Origin of the sequence: Pseudomonas migulae (assembly GCF_024169315.1) — a bacterium.
GTDB classification, from domain to species: Bacteria; Pseudomonadota; Gammaproteobacteria; order Pseudomonadales; family Pseudomonadaceae; genus Aquipseudomonas; species Aquipseudomonas migulae_B.
Genome location: NZ_JALJWR010000001.1, coordinates 4,785,222 through 4,802,233, shown reverse-complemented (window position 1 = coordinate 4,802,233; position 17,012 = coordinate 4,785,222). Strand labels below are relative to the sequence as shown.

The 17,012-nt window shown below is 59.3% G+C and carries 13 protein-coding genes; 11 read left to right on the top strand and 2 right to left on the bottom strand.

Annotated features, from left to right (window positions below):
- The first annotated feature begins 93 nt into the window (after nucleotides 1-93).
- The 9 genes from J2Y86_RS21970 (at nucleotide 94) to J2Y86_RS21930 (ending at nucleotide 12,550) form a co-directional block, all read left to right on the top strand.
- Entirely contained in the window at nucleotides 94-810 is a 717-nt protein-coding gene (locus J2Y86_RS21970; protein WP_253436296.1) for an SIMPL domain-containing protein, read from the top strand.
- A gap of 958 nt (nucleotides 811-1,768) precedes the next feature.
- Nucleotides 1,769-3,394: an ABC transporter substrate-binding protein gene (locus J2Y86_RS21965; RefSeq protein WP_253436293.1), complete on the top strand. Its 1,626-nt coding sequence runs from the start codon at nucleotides 1,769-1,771 to the stop codon at nucleotides 3,392-3,394.
- A gap of 309 nt (nucleotides 3,395-3,703) precedes the next feature.
- Nucleotides 3,704-5,305: an ABC transporter substrate-binding protein gene (locus J2Y86_RS21960; protein WP_253436290.1), complete on the top strand. Its 1,602-nt coding sequence runs from the start codon at nucleotides 3,704-3,706 to the stop codon at nucleotides 5,303-5,305.
- A gap of 171 nt (nucleotides 5,306-5,476) precedes the next feature.
- A complete protein-coding gene (locus tag J2Y86_RS21955) occupies nucleotides 5,477-6,895 on the top strand; it encodes an OprD family porin (RefSeq protein WP_253436287.1) in 1,419 nt (472 codons plus the stop codon).
- A gap of 78 nt (nucleotides 6,896-6,973) precedes the next feature.
- A complete protein-coding gene (locus J2Y86_RS21950) occupies nucleotides 6,974-8,569 on the top strand; it encodes an ABC transporter substrate-binding protein (protein WP_253436283.1) in 1,596 nt (531 codons plus the stop codon).
- A gap of 74 nt (nucleotides 8,570-8,643) precedes the next feature.
- Complete coding sequence (locus tag J2Y86_RS21945) at nucleotides 8,644-9,654, top strand: ABC transporter permease subunit (protein ID WP_253436278.1); 1,011 nt, start codon at nucleotides 8,644-8,646, stop codon at nucleotides 9,652-9,654.
- A gap of 13 nt (nucleotides 9,655-9,667) precedes the next feature.
- Entirely contained in the window at nucleotides 9,668-10,591 is a 924-nt protein-coding gene (locus J2Y86_RS21940; RefSeq protein ID WP_253440398.1) for an ABC transporter permease subunit, read from the top strand.
- Between the two features lie 10 nt (nucleotides 10,592-10,601).
- Nucleotides 10,602-11,570, top strand: a complete 969-nt coding sequence (locus J2Y86_RS21935) for an ABC transporter ATP-binding protein (RefSeq protein WP_084318076.1) — start codon at nucleotides 10,602-10,604, stop codon at nucleotides 11,568-11,570.
- Entirely contained in the window at nucleotides 11,570-12,550 is a 981-nt protein-coding gene (locus J2Y86_RS21930) for a peptide ABC transporter ATP-binding protein (RefSeq protein WP_253436275.1), read from the top strand. Before J2Y86_RS21935 ends, J2Y86_RS21930 begins: the two co-directional genes overlap by 1 nt.
- A gap of 128 nt (nucleotides 12,551-12,678) precedes the next feature.
- Here J2Y86_RS21930 and J2Y86_RS21925 read toward each other — a convergent pair whose 3' ends face one another.
- Both J2Y86_RS21925 and J2Y86_RS21920 read right to left on the bottom strand, forming a co-directional pair.
- A complete protein-coding gene (locus J2Y86_RS21925; RefSeq protein ID WP_253436273.1) occupies nucleotides 12,679-12,933 on the bottom strand; it encodes a hypothetical protein in 255 nt (84 codons plus the stop codon).
- A gap of 344 nt (nucleotides 12,934-13,277) precedes the next feature.
- A complete protein-coding gene (locus tag J2Y86_RS21920; protein ID WP_253436270.1) occupies nucleotides 13,278-14,861 on the bottom strand; it encodes a peptide chain release factor 3 in 1,584 nt (527 codons plus the stop codon).
- 510 nt (nucleotides 14,862-15,371) lie between these two features.
- On the opposite strand from J2Y86_RS21920, the gene J2Y86_RS21915 reads away from it, so the two are divergent.
- Nucleotides 15,372-16,088, top strand: coding sequence for an ABC transporter permease (locus J2Y86_RS21915; protein WP_253436267.1), 717 nt, complete (start codon nucleotides 15,372-15,374; stop codon nucleotides 16,086-16,088).
- Nucleotides 16,089-16,108: 20 nt separating this feature from the next.
- Nucleotides 16,109-17,002 carry a glycine betaine ABC transporter substrate-binding protein gene (locus J2Y86_RS21910; protein WP_253436264.1) on the top strand — a complete coding sequence of 298 codons (894 nt, stop codon included), beginning with the start codon at nucleotides 16,109-16,111 and terminating at the stop codon, nucleotides 17,000-17,002.
- Nucleotides 17,003-17,012: the final 10 nt, after the last annotated feature.

Here is a 17,012-nt window from a genome sequence, read left to right as displayed (position 1 = left end):
GTTGTAACTGTGCGAACCGGATCATTAAAGCTAGAGTCTGATGGTTTCACGCAGGCTCGGACCCAACCCCTGCGCATCGTCCAAGGAGTTTTCATGCACACTTTCCGCCGCAGCGCCGCCCTCCTCGCCCTCAGCGCTGGCACCGTCGCCAGCCTCCCGGCGCTGGCTGCCGACGAACTGCATTACAACCAGATCTCCCTGCGCGCCGAAGTCAGCCAGGAAGTGGCCCGCGACCTGATGATCGTGACCCTCTACACCGAAGAACAAAACACCGACCCGGCCAAACTCGCCGCAGACGTCAGCACCACCATGAACAAGGCGCTGGCCCAGGCCAAGCAAGTCAAAGACGTCACCCTGCGCCAGGGCAGCCGCAACAGCTACCCGATCTACGACACCAAGGGCCAGAAAATCACCGGCTGGCGTGAACGTGCCGAACTGCGCCTGGAAAGCTCCGACTTCGCCGCGCTGTCGAAGCTGACCGGCGAACTGCTCACCGACCTGAAAATGGGCGGCATGGACTTCGCCATCGCCACACCAACCCGCAAGGCCAGCGAAGACGCGCTGCTGAAAGATGCTGTGACAGCCTTCAAAGCCCGCGCGCAACTGGCCACCGATGCACTGGGCGGCAAGGGCTACAAAATCGTCAACCTGAACCTCAACAGCAACGGTTACCCACAACCGTACATGCGCGGACCAATGATGATGAAAGCGGCGAGCATGGACGCCGCGCCGGTGACGCCAGAAGTTGAAGCCGGCACCAGCCAGGTCAGCATGACGGCGGACGGGGTCGTTGAAGTGTTGCTGCCTTGATTGGATAACCTGCATAAAAAAACGGCGATCACCGAAGTGATCGCCGTTTTTTATTGCCTGACAAAAGACAGGGGGTGGGCTGTCAAATTTACGGTGATCGCACCGCCGCCATCGCTGGCAAGCCAGCTCCCACAGGGGGCGGGGGTGTCAGCGGAAAACTGGTCGGCTGTCAGGCCGCCTTCGCTGGCAAGCCAGCTCCCACAGGGGGCGGGGGTGTCAGCAAAAATCCGGTTAGATGTCAGGCCGCCATCGCTGGCAAGCCAGCTCCCACAAGGCATCTCGGTAGGGCTTCCGCTCTTCACCACTCATCAGGCCGAGCGTTAGCTCGCCTTGCGCTTTTGATTTTGATCCACCCGCCCCTTCGGTAGGCTGAGTGGAGGTTCTGCGCAGTGGGCAACCCGGCATGGATGCCGGGTTAGCCGCGCACGGCCATGGATGGCCGATCGCGGCGGGCCCACGGAGCAGGACCGGAGCGAAGGAACGCCGAGCCTAAGCGAGGGGCCGGACGCTGGGGCAAGACTTTTTGGTTCCTTTTGTGGCGTTTGACAAAAGGGACTCGCCGTAAGGGCGAAACCGCCAGCCGCCGTCACCGCAGCAACGGATATACACACCAAACCCAAGAACCTGGTCGGCTACCGGGCCGCCAAGGTGTCCAGTGACAAACAGCAACGAGTCAAACTGCTGGGTATAAATAAGTAACACCACGCCCCAACCGGGTGCGCCAGACACCACGATCGCCCCCTGCCAGTGCGCGGTTTGCACCGAAAAAACCCCGCGCAAACGGTCAAATGCGCACGAATTTATACATATGCGACATTAAGGTACGTTCGTGCCACTGTTTAACGCCTGTGGTCGTTCAGGATCTTGCATTGGGTATGGCCCCTGCATAAGTATCCGCAGGCACGGCTCACGAGGTCGTCCTCTAATTCCAAAAATGACAACAAATCATGAGGCCAACATGCTTAAACACGCGGTCATTCCGTTTTTAGTCGGCGCCAGCTTGTTAGCTGCCGCACCTTTCGCCCAAGCGGCGACTAACCTGGTGTTTTGCTCCGAAGGGAGCCCGGCCGGTTTTGATCCTGGTCAGTACACCACCGGAACCGACTTCGACGCCTCTGCAGAAACCATGTTCAACCGCCTGACTCAGTTCGAGCGCGGCGGCACCGCCGTTACTCCTGGTCTGGCGACCAAGTGGGACATCTCCGACGATGGCCTGACTTACACCTTCCATTTGCGTGAAGGCGTCAAGTTCCACACCACCCCGTACTTCAAGCCGACTCGTGAGTTCAACGCCGACGACGTGCTGTTCACCTTTAATCGCATGATTAACAAGGATGACCCGTTCCGTAAGGCGTACCCGACCGAATTCCCGTACTTCACCGACATGGGGATGGATACCAACATCACCAAGATCGATAAAGTCGACGACCACACCGTCAAGTTCACCCTCAAGGAAGTTGACGCTGCGTTCATCCAGAACATGGCCATGAGTTTCGCTTCGGTGCAGTCCGCCGAGTACGCTGCCCAGCTGCTCAAGGACGGCAAAGCTGCCGATATCAACCAGAAGCCGGTCGGCACTGGCCCGTTCGTGTTCAAGAGCTACCAGAAAGACTCCAACATCCGCTACACCGGGAACAAGGACTACTGGAAGCCTGACGACGTCAAGATCGACAACCTGATCTTCGCCATCACTACCGACCCGTCGGTTCGCATCCAGAAGCTGAAGAAGGGCGAGTGCCAGATCACGCTGTTCCCGCGTCCGGCCGACCTGAAGGCGCTGAAAGAAGACAAGACCCTGAAGGTGCCTGACCAGGCTGGTTTCAACCTGGGTTACATCGCCTACAACGTGATGGACAAGATCAAGGGCAGCGATCAGCCGAACCCGATGGCCCAACTCAAAGTGCGTCAAGCACTGGACATGGCCGTCAACAAACAGCAGATCATCGATTCCGTTTACCAGGGTGCAGGTCAACTGGCCGTCAACGCCATGCCGCCGACCCAGTGGTCTTACGACACCACCATCAAGGATGCGCCGTACAACCCTGAGAAAGCCAAAGAGCTGCTCAAGGAAGCCGGCGTCAAGGAAGGCACCGAGATCAACCTGTGGGCAATGCCGGTGCAGCGTCCGTACAACCCGAACGCCAAGCTGATGGCAGAAATGCTGCAGTCCGACTGGGCCAAGATCGGTATCAAGGCCAAGATCGTGACCTACGAGTGGGGCGAGTACATCAAGCGCTCCAAAGGCGGCGAAAACGGCGCGATGCTGATTGGCTGGAGCGGCGACAACGGTGACCCGGACAACTGGCTGAACGTGCTGTTCGGCTGCGACTCGCTGCAGGGCAACAACTTCTCCAAGTGGTGCGACAAGAAGTTCGACGGCATCGTCAAGGAAGCCAAGCGCACGACCGACCAGGGCAAGCGCACCGAACTGTACAAACAGGCGCAACACGTCCTCAAGGACGCCGTTCCAATGACACCTATCGCTCACTCGACGGTGTTCCAACCCATGCGCAACGAAGTGCAGGATTTCAAGATCAGCCCATTCGGCTTGAACTCCTTCTACGGCGTTAGCGTCAGCAAATAAGGTTTGGCAACGGCGACGTTTTTTGACGTCGCCGTTGTTTTATCTACCGAAAAAGTAGGAAACAACCTACATCCAGTTCCCCTGCGGATTACAGCAGCGGCATCGGACGCGTTGCCCTTTCCTACGAGTCTTTAGGACTCTTCGCATTTACTGCCAGACCCACGGTTCATACCGTCGGGATCTGACCAGCTTATGCGTGGGCTTTCGGTTTTTGCTGCACACCATGGCTTGAAATCAGTGATGCCTCCACGTCCCCGGACGGGACCACGGCGCATTGAAAACACTTAGAGAAAGAGAAAAGGGAGCGTCATGCGCCATACCTTGGTTTTATCCGCATTGCTGGGCACCGGCCTGCTGGCCGCCACTTCCATCAGCCAGGCCGCCAATAACAGCCTGGTGTTCTGCTCCGAAGGCAGCCCGGCGGGCTTCGACACCGCGCAGTACACGACCGCGACCGATAACGATGCCGCCGAGCCGTTGTACAACCGACTGGCAGAGTTCGAGAAAGGCGCCACCAACGTCGTACCAGGCCTGGCAACTAGCTGGGATATTTCCGAAGACGGCCTCAAGTACACCTTCCACTTGCGTGAAGGGGTGAAATTTCACACGACCAAGTACTTCACGCCGACCCGTGATTTCAACGCCGACGACGTGCTGTTCACCTTCAATCGCATGCTCGATCCGCAGCAACCTTTCCGTAAGGCCTATCCCACCGAATTCCCGTATTTCAACGGGATGAGCCTGAACAAGAATATCGCCAAGGTCGAGAAGACCGGGCCGCTGACCGTGGTCATGACGCTCAACAGCGTTGACGCCGCGTTCATCCAGAACATCGCCATGAGCTTCGCCGCCATCCTGTCTGCCGAGTACGCCGACAAGCTGCTCGCCGAAGGCAAGCCGAGCGACATCAACCAGAAACCGATCGGCACCGGGCCGTTCGTGTTCAAGAGCTACCAGAAAGATTCCAACATCCGTTACAGCGGCAACAAGCAGTACTGGGACCCGAGCCGGGTCAAGCTTGAGAACCTGATTTTCGCCATCAACACCGACGCCTCGGTGCGGGTGCAGAAGCTCAAGGCCAACGAGTGCCAGGTCACCTTGCACCCCCGCCCTGCCGACGTTGAAGCGTTGAAGAACGACGCTAAGCTCAAGCTCATCGAGAAGCCCGGTTTCAACCTTGGCTACATCGCCTACAACGTGCGCCACAAGCCGTTCGACCAGCTCGAAGTGCGTCAGGCGCTGGACATGGCGGTGAACAAGCAAGGCATTCTCAACGCGGTGTACCAAGGCGCCGGCCAACTTGCGCAAAACGCCATGCCGCCGACGCAATGGTCCTACGACGACACCATCAAGGATGCCGCCTACAACCCGGAAAAAGCCAAGGAATTGCTCAAGGCTGCCGGCGTGAAGGAAGGTACCGAAATCACTTTATGGGCGATGCCGGTGCAGCGCCCGTACAACCCGAACGCCAAGTTGATGGCCGAGATGCTCCAGGCGGACTGGGGGAAAATCGGCCTCAAAGTGAACATCGTCAGCTACGAATGGGGCGAGTACATCAAGCGCACCAAGAATGGCGAACACGACGTCAGCCTGATTGGCTGGACCGGTGACAACGGGGACCCGGACAACTGGCTCGGCACGCTTTACAGCTGCGACGCCATTGGCGGCAACAACTACTCCCAATGGTGTGATCCGGCTTACGACAAGCTGATCAAGCAGGCCAAGGTCGTCACCGACCGTGACCAGCGCACCGTGCTCTACAAACAGGCCCAGCAGTTGCTCAAGCAGCAAGTGCCGATCACGCCTGTCGCCCACTCGACGGTCAACCAGCCGTTAAGCGCCAAAGTCGAAGGATTCAAGGTGAGTCCATTCGGCCGCAACGTGTTCTCGGGCGTCAGTATCGACCAATAACCGATTAGCCAAAACCCTGGGGGCGGATTCCGCCCTCACGCAAGCGTGTTGCCGAAATTCGCCTTTCAGGCTTTCAGCAAACGTTTGCGATGCCTTGTATGAGTTCCAAACCAATAGTCGGATCACCAAAAAAGACCGGCATTAAAAAAAAGAAAGAAAGGAGCTTCACCCATGAAACTGAGCAGCACCGCGTTATTGGCCCTGGCCATAAGCAGCGTCACCGCCACGGCATACGCAGAATCCCAGAGCCAGGCTTTCACACCGGTTACCGTCAAGGAAAAGAGCGCCCAAAGCGAAGCCACCGGCTTCGTCGAAGGTCAATCGGTCACCGGTTCCACGCGCAACTGGTATGCAAATGAGCAGTTCAAACGGGGCGCGACGCTCAACTATCGTAAGAATGGCGAGACGCACACCACTGACCGTCGCATCAACTGGGTGCAAGGCACGATCGTCAAGTACAACTCGGGCTTCACCGAAGGCACCGTAGGCTTCAGCACTGAAGTCGCGGCCTACAATGCCATCGCCCTGGACCGTGATCGTAAAGACCTCGCCTCCGGCAACGGCGGTGCTCCCGAGCCAGGCCGCGGCGGCCGTGGCAACAACCGTACGCTGACTGAAAATGGCGGCGACGCTGTTGACCAGTGGAGCAAACTGGGCCTGGCCAACGTCAAGGCACGCTTCTCCAACACCACGTTGACGGCCGGTCGCCAGAACTTCAGCAGCCCGCAAGTGGATGTGATCGGTAACCGTCCTCTGCCTTCGAGCTTCGAAGGTGTGACCCTGCACAGCGAAGAGCTGGAAAACCTGTCCTTCGACCTCGGCACCTTCGACCGTAACTCGCCGCGTACCGAACAGAGCCAGCGCAAGTTCCGCTCCGAATACGGCGACGGCACTGCCGAAGCGGATCACGTCAACACCGCCGGTATCACCTACCAGCCGTTCGCCAGCCTGACCACCAGCCTGTGGGGCACCCAGGCTGAAGACCTGTGGAACCAATACTACTTCGGCGCCAGCCATGTGTTGGGCGACAGCTCGATCCTGAGCCTGACCACCGGCCTGAACTACTACAAGACCGTCGATGAAGGCAAAAAACTGCTGGGCGACATCGACAACGACACCTACTCCCTGTCGTTCGGCCTGACTCACACCGCTCACACCCTGACCTTCTCGTATCAGGAAGTGAACGGTAACGAGTACTTCGACTACCTGCACGAAACCAACGGCATCTACCTGGCCAACTCCCTGCTGTCGGACTTCAACGGCCCGAACGAGAAATCCTTCCAGGTCGCCTACGGCCTGAACATGGCTGAATACGGGGTTCCAGGCCTGAAGTTCAACATCTACCAGGCTCGCGGCTGGGGCATCGACGGCACCAAGTACAAGGGCGGCGGCTACGACGGCGTGCAGTTGATGGACGGCGAGCATCACTATGAATACGGCATCGGTGCGGCATACGCCGTGCAGAGTGGCCCACTCAAAGCGACCGCTATTCGCGCGACCTACACCACTCACCGCGCCAGTGAAAACCAGGCGGATGGCAGCCTCAACGAGTTCCGTCTCGTGACCACCATCCCGTTCAACATTCTGTAATGCACCTGCCGAACGGCTGACTCAGCGATGAATCAGTCGTTCGGCTTTTGTCCTTTAACTGATTGCAGAGGGTTCTTGATGAAAATGCTTCCCCTACGTGCGGCCATCGCTGCCGCGTTGCTGAGTGTTGCCGTTGGCGTCTCGGCCAAACCTTTGGTGGTTTGTACCGAAGCCAGTCCGGAAGGCTTCGACATGGTCCAGTACACGACTGCAGTCACAGCCGATGCGGTGGCCGAAACCATCTTCAACCGCCTGGCGGACTTCAAGCCCGGCACCACCGAAGTGATTCCGGCACTGGCCGAGTCCTGGGACATCAGCGAGGACGGCCTGACCTACACGTTCCACCTGCGCAAAGGCGTCAAGTTTCACACCACCGAATACTTCAAGCCGACCCGCGACATGAACGCCGACGACGTGGTCTGGAGCTTCCAGCGTCAGCTGGACCCGAATCACCCGTGGCACAAACTGTCGAGCGTGGGCTTCCCGTACTTTGAAAGCATGGGCTTCAAGGAACTGCTCAAAAGCGTAGAGAAGATCGACGACCACACCGTCACCTTCACCCTGACCCGTCGCGAAGCGCCGTTCCTGGCCGACATCGCCATGGCTTTCTCCTCGATCTACTCCGCCGAGTACGCTGACCAGTTGCTCAAGGCGAACAAGGCCGGCGACCTGAACAACAAACCGGTCGGCACCGGCCCGTTCATTTTCCAGCGTTACGCCAAGGACGCCCAGGTTCGTTTCAAGGCCAACCCGGACTACTTCCGCGGCAAGCCGCCAGCGGACTCGTTGATCCTGGCCATCGCCACCGACAACAACGTGCGCCTGCAAAAACTCAAGGCCAACGAATGTCAGGTAGCGCTGTATCCGAAGCCGGATGACATCCCGAGCATCAAGAAAGACGCCAAGCTGAGTGTCGATGAGCTGAACGCGATGACCGTTTCGTACATCGCCATGAACACCACGCACAAATACATGAGTGATGTGCGGGTGCGCAAAGCCATCGACATCGCCTTCGATAAAGAGGCTTATGTCAACGCGCTGTTTGGCAAAGGCAACGCGACGGTGGCGGTCAACCCGTTCCCGGACACGCTGCTGGGCTACAACCACGACCTGAAGAATCCGCCACGTGATCTGGACAAGGCCCGCGCCCTGCTCAAGGAAGCCGGCGTACCGGAAGGCACCACCTTCACCCTGTTCACCCGTAACGGTGGCGGCCCGACCAACCCGAACCCTATGCTCGGCGCGCAGATGATGCAGGCCGACCTGGCCAAGGTCGGGATCAAGATCGACATTCGCGTGATGGAATGGGGCGAAATGCTCAAACGCGCGAAAAACGGCGAGCACGACATGGTTTCCGCCGGTTGGGCGGGCGATAACGGCGACCCGGATAACTTCCTGACGCCTATGCTCAGTTGCGAAGCGGCGAAGAACGGCGAAAACTATGCGCGCTGGTGCAATGACAAGTTCCAGACACTGATCGACCAGGCCCGGGAAAAAACCGATCCTGCCGAGCGAGCAGCGCTGTACGAACAGGCTCAGGTTATTTTTAACCAGGACCAGCCATGGATCAGCATGGCACACACTAGAATGTTCACCGCAATGCGCAACAACGTAGAGGGCTATCACATTAGCCCGCTCACCACTAATAACTTCGCCACCACCCAGGTGAAGTAGATAAGAAAACTCCCGGTGTCCCTGACTCCAGGGACACCAGGCACGCCTAACCGGCTGATGAGGTACACCACAAGATGTTTAGTTTTATTGCCCGCCGATTGGGGTTATTGATCCCCACGTTCTTCGGCATCACCTTGCTGACTTTCGCGTTGATTCGCATGATTCCAGGCGACCCCGTGGAAGTAATGATGGGCGAACGTCGAGTCGACCCCGAAATGCATGCTCAGGCAATGGAACGCCTAGGTCTGAACAAACCGCTGTATGCCCAATACCTGGATTACATTGGCAAACTGGCCCACGGCGATCTCGGCGAATCCCTGCGTACCCGGGAAAGCGTCTGGAGCGAATTCACCTCTCTCTTCCCGGCGACCCTGGAACTGTCCATGGCCGCCCTGTTGTTCGCCGGCATCCTGGGCCTGTTGGCCGGGGTGATCGCGGCACTCAAGCGAGGATCCCTGTTCGACCACGGGGTGATGGGCATCTCCCTCGCGGGATATTCGATGCCGATCTTCTGGTGGGGCTTGATCCTCATCATGTTCTTCTCGGTATCCCTGGGCTGGACCCCGGTGTCCGGGCGGATCGACCTGCTCTATGACATCGAGCCGCGCACCGGCTTCATGCTCATCGACACGCTGCTGGCCGATGACGTCGGTGCGTTCTTCGATGCCCTGCATCACCTGATCCTGCCTGCCATCGTGCTCGGCACCATCCCGCTGGCTGTGATTGCGCGGATGACCCGTTCGTCGATGCTCGAAGTGCTGCGCGAGGACTACATCCGTACCGCCCGCGCCAAAGGCCTGTCGCCGTCGCGCGTGGTGTTCGTGCACGGCCTGCGTAACGCGCTGATTCCGGTGTTGACCGTGGTCGGCCTGCAAGTCGGCACATTGCTGGCCGGTGCGGTCCTGACCGAAACCATCTTCTCGTGGCCCGGCATCGGCAAATGGCTGATCGAAGCCATTGGCGCACGGGACTATCCCGTGGTGCAGAACGGCATCCTGTTAATCGCCTGCCTGGTGATTCTGGTCAACTTCGTGGTGGACGTCCTCTACGGCTTTGCCAACCCACGCATCCGTCACCAGCGCTGAGATCATCATGACCATGACCACTCCAGCTTCAACTCAAAATCAAGCGGTAACAGTCGATCAAAGCCTGCTGTACCCGTCCCCGTACAAAGAATTCTGGCAAGCCTTTTCCAAGAACAAAGGCGCCGTTGCCGGCCTGATGTTCATGCTGCTGGTGATTTTCTGCGCGATCTTCGCGCCGTGGGTTGCCCCGCATAACCCGAGCGAGCAATACCGCGACTTCCTGCTGACCCCGCCGTCCTGGCTGGAAGGCGGGCAGATCCAGTTCCTGCTCGGCACCGATGAACTGGGTCGCGACCTGCTGTCCCGGTTGATCAACGGTTCGCGCCTGTCCCTGCTGATCGGCTTGTCGTCGGTGGTGATGTCGCTGATTCCGGGCATCCTGCTGGGTCTGTTCGCCGGGTTCTTCCCGCGCGTGCTCGGCCCGACCATCATGCGTCTGATGGACATCATGCTGGCCCTGCCGTCCCTGCTGCTGGCCGTGGCGATTGTCGCCATCCTCGGCCCTGGCCTGATCAACACCATTATCGCCATCGCCGTGGTTTCGTTGCCGTCCTATGTTCGTCTGACCCGCGCCGCGGTGATGGGCGAATTGAACCGCGACTACGTGACCGCTGCGCGCCTGGCCGGTGCCGGTCTGCCACGCCTGATGTTCGTCACCGTGCTGCCTAACTGCATGGCACCACTGATCGTTCAGGCGACCCTGAGCTTCTCCTCGGCGATTCTCGATGCCGCGGCACTGGGCTTCCTCGGCCTTGGCGTTCAACCGCCAACCCCTGAGTGGGGCACCATGCTGGCTTCGGCTCGCGACTACATCGAACGCGCCTGGTGGGTCGTCAGTCTGCCTGGTTTGACCATTTTGCTCAGCGTGCTGGCAATCAACTTGATGGGCGACGGCCTGCGCGATGCGCTGGACCCGAAACTCAAGAACGCCGCCTGAGGAGATTCAAATGTCACTGTTAGAAATCAAGAATCTCAACGTTCGCTTCGGCGACAAAAACGCCGTTCCGGTGGTCGACGGGCTCGACATCTCCGTGGACAAGGGCGAAGTGCTGGCCATCGTTGGCGAGTCGGGTTCCGGTAAATCCGTGACCATGATGGCGCTGATGGGCCTGATCGAGCATCCGGGGATCGTCACCGCCGACGCCCTGAATTTCGACGGCAAGAACATGCTCAAGCTCAGCAACCGTCAGCGTCGGCAAATCGTCGGCAAAGACCTGGCGATGGTCTTCCAGGACCCGATGACCGCGCTGAACCCGAGCTACACCGTCGGCTTCCAGATCGAAGAAGTGCTGCGCCTGCACCTGAAAATGTCCGGCAAGCAAGCCCGCGCCCGCGCCATCGAACTGTTGGAAAAAGTGGAAATCCCGGGCGCCGCCAGCCGTATGGATGCTTACCCGCATCAATTGTCCGGCGGCATGAGCCAGCGTGTCGCGATCGCCATGGCGATTGCCGGCGAGCCGAAACTGCTGATCGCCGACGAACCGACCACTGCCCTCGACGTAACGATTCAGGCGCAGATCATGGACCTGCTGTTGGCGTTGCAGAAAGAGCAGAACATGGGCCTGGTGCTGATCACTCACGACCTCGCGGTCGTGGCAGAAACCGCCCAGCGTGTGTGCGTGATGTACGCCGGCCAGGCCGTCGAAGTCGGTCAGGTGCCGCAACTGTTCGACATTCCGGCGCACCCGTACAGCGAAGCACTGCTCAAGGCGATTCCGGAACACAGCCTCGGCGCCACCCGCCTGGCCACGCTGCCGGGCATCGTTCCCGGTCGTTACGACCGCCCGCAAGGTTGCCTGCTGTCGCCGCGCTGCCCGTATGTGCAGGATAACTGCCGTGCGCAACGTCCGGCCCTTGACCCGAAAAGCAACAGCCTCGCCCGCTGCTTCTACCCGCTGAACCAGGAGGTGGCGTAATGGCCGTCGTACTTACCGCCCGCGACCTCACCCGTCACTACGAAGTGTCTCGTGGCCTGTTCAAGGGTCATGCGACCGTACGCGCCCTGAACGGTGTGTCGTTCGAACTGGAAGCCGGCAAGACCCTCGCCGTCGTAGGCGAATCGGGTTGCGGTAAATCCACCCTGGCCCGTGCCCTGACGCTGATCGAAGAGCCGTCCTCCGGCTCCTTGAAAATCGCCGGGCAGGAAGTTGCCGGCGCTGACAAGGCCCAACGCAAGCAATTGCGCAAAGACGTGCAGATGGTGTTCCAGAGCCCGTACGCCTCGTTGAATCCTCGGCAGAAAGTCGGTGATCAGCTGGCCGAACCGTTGCTGATCAACACCCAGCTGAGCGCCGCCGAACGTCGCGAGAAAGTGCAGGCGATGATGAAGCAGGTGGGTTTGCGCCCCGAGCATTATCAGCGTTATCCGCACATGTTCTCCGGCGGTCAGCGCCAGCGGATTGCCCTCGCTCGCGCAATGATGCTGCAGCCCAAAGTGCTGGTGGCGGACGAACCGACCTCGGCGCTGGACGTGTCGATCCAGGCGCAGGTGCTGAACCTGTTCATGGATTTGCAGCAAGAGTTCAACACCGCCTACGTGTTCATTTCCCACAACCTCGCGGTGGTGCAACACGTTGCCGATGACGTGATGGTGATGTACCTCGGCCGCCCGGTGGAAATGGGCCCGAAGAACGACATCTATGAACGCCCGCTGCACCCGTACACCCAGGCGTTGCTGTCGGCCACCCCGACCATTCACCCGGACCCGAACAAGCCGAAGATCAAGATCGTCGGCGAGTTGCCCAACCCGTTGAACCCGCCGTCGGGCTGCGCTTTCCACAAACGCTGTCCGTATGCGACCGAGCGTTGCAGCACGGAAGAGCCGGCCTTGCGCCTGCTCGACAGCCGTCAGGTGGCTTGCCACTACGCCGAGCAATTCCTCGACGGCGCGGCATGACAGTGATCTGAAAAACCTGTGGGAGCGAGCTTGCTCGCTCCCACATGGGATAGGCGACCTGTTCAAAAACCCCTTCTGCCCTGGCTACGCATTAGTCAGGGGCGAAGGGGTTTTCTTTTGCCTGTGACTCAAGCCCCTTCATCTTCATCGGTATCGGCATCGGGGTCCTCGGTGGTCGAGTCGTCATCGTCCGCGCTGCCGCCCTGACCCTGGTCGCCTGGCTCAGACTCAGACGCGGCGATCATCAGCCCGGTGTGCGTCACCTGCCCGCTCGACGCTTGTTCATCATGATCCGGGCACTCAGCCCACGCTGCCGACGACAAGCCTACGGACAGCATTACCAAAACCTTCAGCAACAACACGATGCGTTGAAAAATGCTCATGGCCGATTCCATCCTTTCGCGGGTGAAACGTGAAAGCCCGACGGCACTGATAGACATCCGGTTCCGATGGGGCGGGTTCTCCAGATAGGACCCTGACGATGCGCGGGAAATGCCGTGAATGGGGAGACTGGTTTGGAATAAATCGTATGGCGAACGGTTATTTGCAGGTCGACGAAAATCCCCTGTGGGAGCGAGCTTGCTCGCGATGACATTCTTTCATTCAAAGAATGTGTTGAATGTCACTCCGCTCTCGCGAGCAAGCTCGCTCCCACAGTTAATCGAGTTAGCAATAAAAAGCCCCGGTGCTTTCGCGACCGGGGCTTTTTATTGTTTCAACTCAGCGCTTAGTGATGCTCACGCGTCGCACGGAATTTTACGTCCGGCCAGCGCTCTTCCATCAGTGCCAGGTTGACGCGGGTCGGGGCCAGGTAGGTCAGGTGACCGCCGCCGTCGACAGCGAGGTTTTCCACGGCCTTGACCCGGAATTCCTCGAACTTCTTCTTGTCGTCGCAATCGATCCAGCGCGCGGAGTACACGGTGATCGGCTCGTAGGAGCACTCGACCTTGTATTCCTCTTTCAAGCGGCTGGCGACCACATCGAACTGCAGCACACCGACGGCGCCGAGGATGATGTCGTTGCTGCGCTCGGGGAAGAACACCTGGGTCGCGCCCTCTTCCGCCAACTGCTGCAAGCCCTGGCGCAGTTGCTTGGATTTCAGCGGGTCACGCAGGCGCACGCGACGGAACAGTTCCGGAGCGAAGTGCGGGATGCCGGTGAAGCCCAGGACTTCGCCTTCGGTGAAGGTGTCGCCGATCTGGATGGTGCCGTGGTTGTGCAGGCCAATGATGTCGCCGGCGAACGCCTCTTCCAGTTGCTCACGCTCGGAGGAGAAGAACGTCAGGGCATCGCCGATCCGCACGTCCTTGCCGGTGCGCACGTGGCGCATCTTCATGCCCTTCTCGTATTTGCCGGAGCAGATACGCATGAAGGCGATACGGTCGCGGTGTTTCGGGTCCATGTTCGCCTGGATCTTGAACACGAAGCCGGCGAATTTCTCTTCCACCGGTTCCACGGTGCGCTCGTTGGCAACACGGGCCAGCGGTTTCGGTGCCCAGTTGACCACGGCGTCGAGCACGTGATCGACACCGAAGTTGCCCAGTGCGGTACCGAAGAACACCGGCGTCAGTTGACCGTCGAGGAATTCCTGCTGGTTGAATTCGTGGCAGGCGCCCTGCACCAGTTCCAGCTGATCGACGAAGCGATCGTATTCGTCACCAAGGTGTGCGCGAGCTTCATCGGAGTCGAGCTTCTCGATGATTTTCACATCGGTGCGCTCGTGGCCGTGACCGGCGGTGTACACGATGATGTAGTCGTCGGCGAGGTGATAAACGCCCTTGAAGTCGCGGTAGCAACCGATCGGCCAGGTGATCGGCGCGGCCTTGATCTTCAGGACCGCTTCGATTTCGTCGAGCAGTTCGATCGGGTCGCGGATATCACGGTCGAGTTTGTTGATGAAGCTGACGATCGGCGTATCACGCAGACGGCAGACGTCCATCAACGCGATGGTGCGTGGCTCAACACCTTTACCGCCATCGAGGACCATCAAGGCCGAGTCCACCGCCGTCAGGGTGCGGTAGGTATCTTCGGAGAAGTCTTCGTGGCCCGGGGTGTCGAGCAGGTTGATCATGTGTTCGCGATACGGGAACTGCATGACCGACGTGGTAATCGAGATACCACGCTGCTTTTCCATTTCCATCCAGTCGGAGGTGGCATGGCGGTCGGACTTGCGAGACTTCACCGTGCCGGCAACCGCAATCGCCTTGCCCATCAGCAAGAGCTTCTCGGTGATGGTGGTTTTACCGGCATCGGGGTGGGAAATAATGGCGAAAGTGCGGCGTTTCGCGACTTCGGCGGCCTGTTTGGTCATGGGAAATCGCCTGGCAGGTGATTCAAAAAAGGGCGGCGAGTATAGCGCAAACCGACCGCCCCAGACCACCGTTCGCCCTGTAGCAGCTGCCGACCCTGCGAGTTGTGGCGAGGGGATTTATCCCCGTTGGGCTGCGAAGCGGCCCCTTTTTTTCCAGCCGCACCGCGTCCAATGGCTTACGACGGCTTCGCCGCCGAACGGGGATAAATCCCCTCGCCACAACTCATAGGCTCGGCAGTTGCTACAGGGATAACCGGGATACAGGGTGGCTATCTGCTGTTAAATATGGAACCTTTTAAAAGGTGGAGGCGTCCACTCCCCTGTTACAGCACTCGTACCAGGGGCTGAAAAATCAGCAAGTTGGCCTGACGAGGCTGCGCTTATGGCTCGATCTCATGCGGTTTTACCAGCATGAAGAGCTGCTTCTCGCGAACGTTGTTTTCCCGGCAGCCAGGAATGGCATTGCCACACGGGACTGCGTTCGCCGACAAAGAAAAAAGGAGTCCGCCTGTGGCTATTCGCTATGGCAAGGGGCTGATAGGAGGTGCGGTTGTCGTCGCCCTTCTGGCCCTGCTGATCCACTGGATTGGCATCAACACGATCGAACATTACCGCGACGATTTGTTGTTTTACCTGCAAGCTCATCTGATTCTCGTCCTCGTTTCCATGCTGGCCGCCCTTGTTGTGGGCATCCCCGCCGGCATCTTCCTCAGCCGCCCGACCATGGTGGGCCGCGCTGAACGTTTCATGCAGATCTTCAACATCGGCAACACTGTGCCGCCTCTCGCCGTACTCGCCATCGCCCTCGGCATCCTCGGCATCGGCAGCGGCCCCGCGATCTTCGCCCTGTTCCTCGCCTCGCTGTTGCCGATCGTGCGCAACACCTATGAAGGCCTGAAAAACGTCCAGGGCTCACTCAAGGAAGCGGCCGTCGGCATCGGCATGACGCCGACTCAAGTGCTGTGGCGGGTCGAACTGCCGAACGCCGTGCCGATCATCATCGGTGGCGTACGTGTGGCGCTGGCGATCAACGTCGGTACCGCGCCACTGGCGTTCCTGATCGGCGCCAACAGCCTGGGCAGCCTGATTTTCCCCGGCATCGCCCTGAACAATCAGCCGCAACTGCTGCTCGGCGCGGCCTGCACCGCCCTGCTGGCCTTGCTGCTCGACGGTCTGGTGACACTCGCCAGCCGCCTCTGGCTCGAACGCGGCCTGCGCCCGTCTTAAGCCTCGGCAAAGGAATTGATATGAAAAAAATATGCTTATTTCTAGGCTGCGCCCTGCTGTTCGCAGGATTTGTCCAAGCCGCTGAAAAACCCGTGATCCGCATCGGCGCCCGGGTGTTCACCGAACAAACCCTGCTCGCGGAAATCACCTCGCAATACCTGCGCACCAAGGGTTACGACACCCAGGTGACCGGCGGTCTGGGCAGCAACCTCGCCCGTAGCGCCCATGAAAGTGGCCAGCTGGACCTGATGTGGGAATACACCGGCGTGTCGCTGGTGGCTTACAACCATGTCACCGAAAAACTCGACAGCGCTCAGTCCTACGCCAAGGTGAAAGAACTCGACGCGAAAAAAGGCCTGATCTGGCTCACCCCGTCGAAATTCAGCAACACCTATGCCCTGGCCCTGCCGGAAAAAACCGCGAAGGCGTATCCGCAGATCAACACCATCAGCGAGCTGAACACCGTGATGCAGGCTGAGGCGAAGACCCATCATCTCGTCGCCCTGGACACCGAGTTCGCCAACCGTTCCGACGGTCTGGACGGCATGGTCGACCTCTACGGCATGAACCTGACCCGCAACAACATCCGCCAGATGGATGCTGGTTTGGTCTATACCGCCCTGCGCAATGGCCAGGTGTTCGCCGGTCTGGTCTACACCACCGACGGTCGCCTGAACGCCTTCAAGCTCAAGTTGCTCGAAGACGACAAGCACTACTTCCCGGACTACACCGCCGCGCCGGTGGTGCGTCAGGTTTACCTCGATGCCCACCCGAAACTGGCGGAAGAAATCAAACCGCTGGCCGAGCTGTTCGATGACGAAACCATGCGTGCGTTGAACGCCCGGGTCGATGTCGATCACGAAAGCCCTTCATCCGTTGCCGCCGATTTCCTGCGCCAGCATCCAATCAACTAAGGAGGAAAAG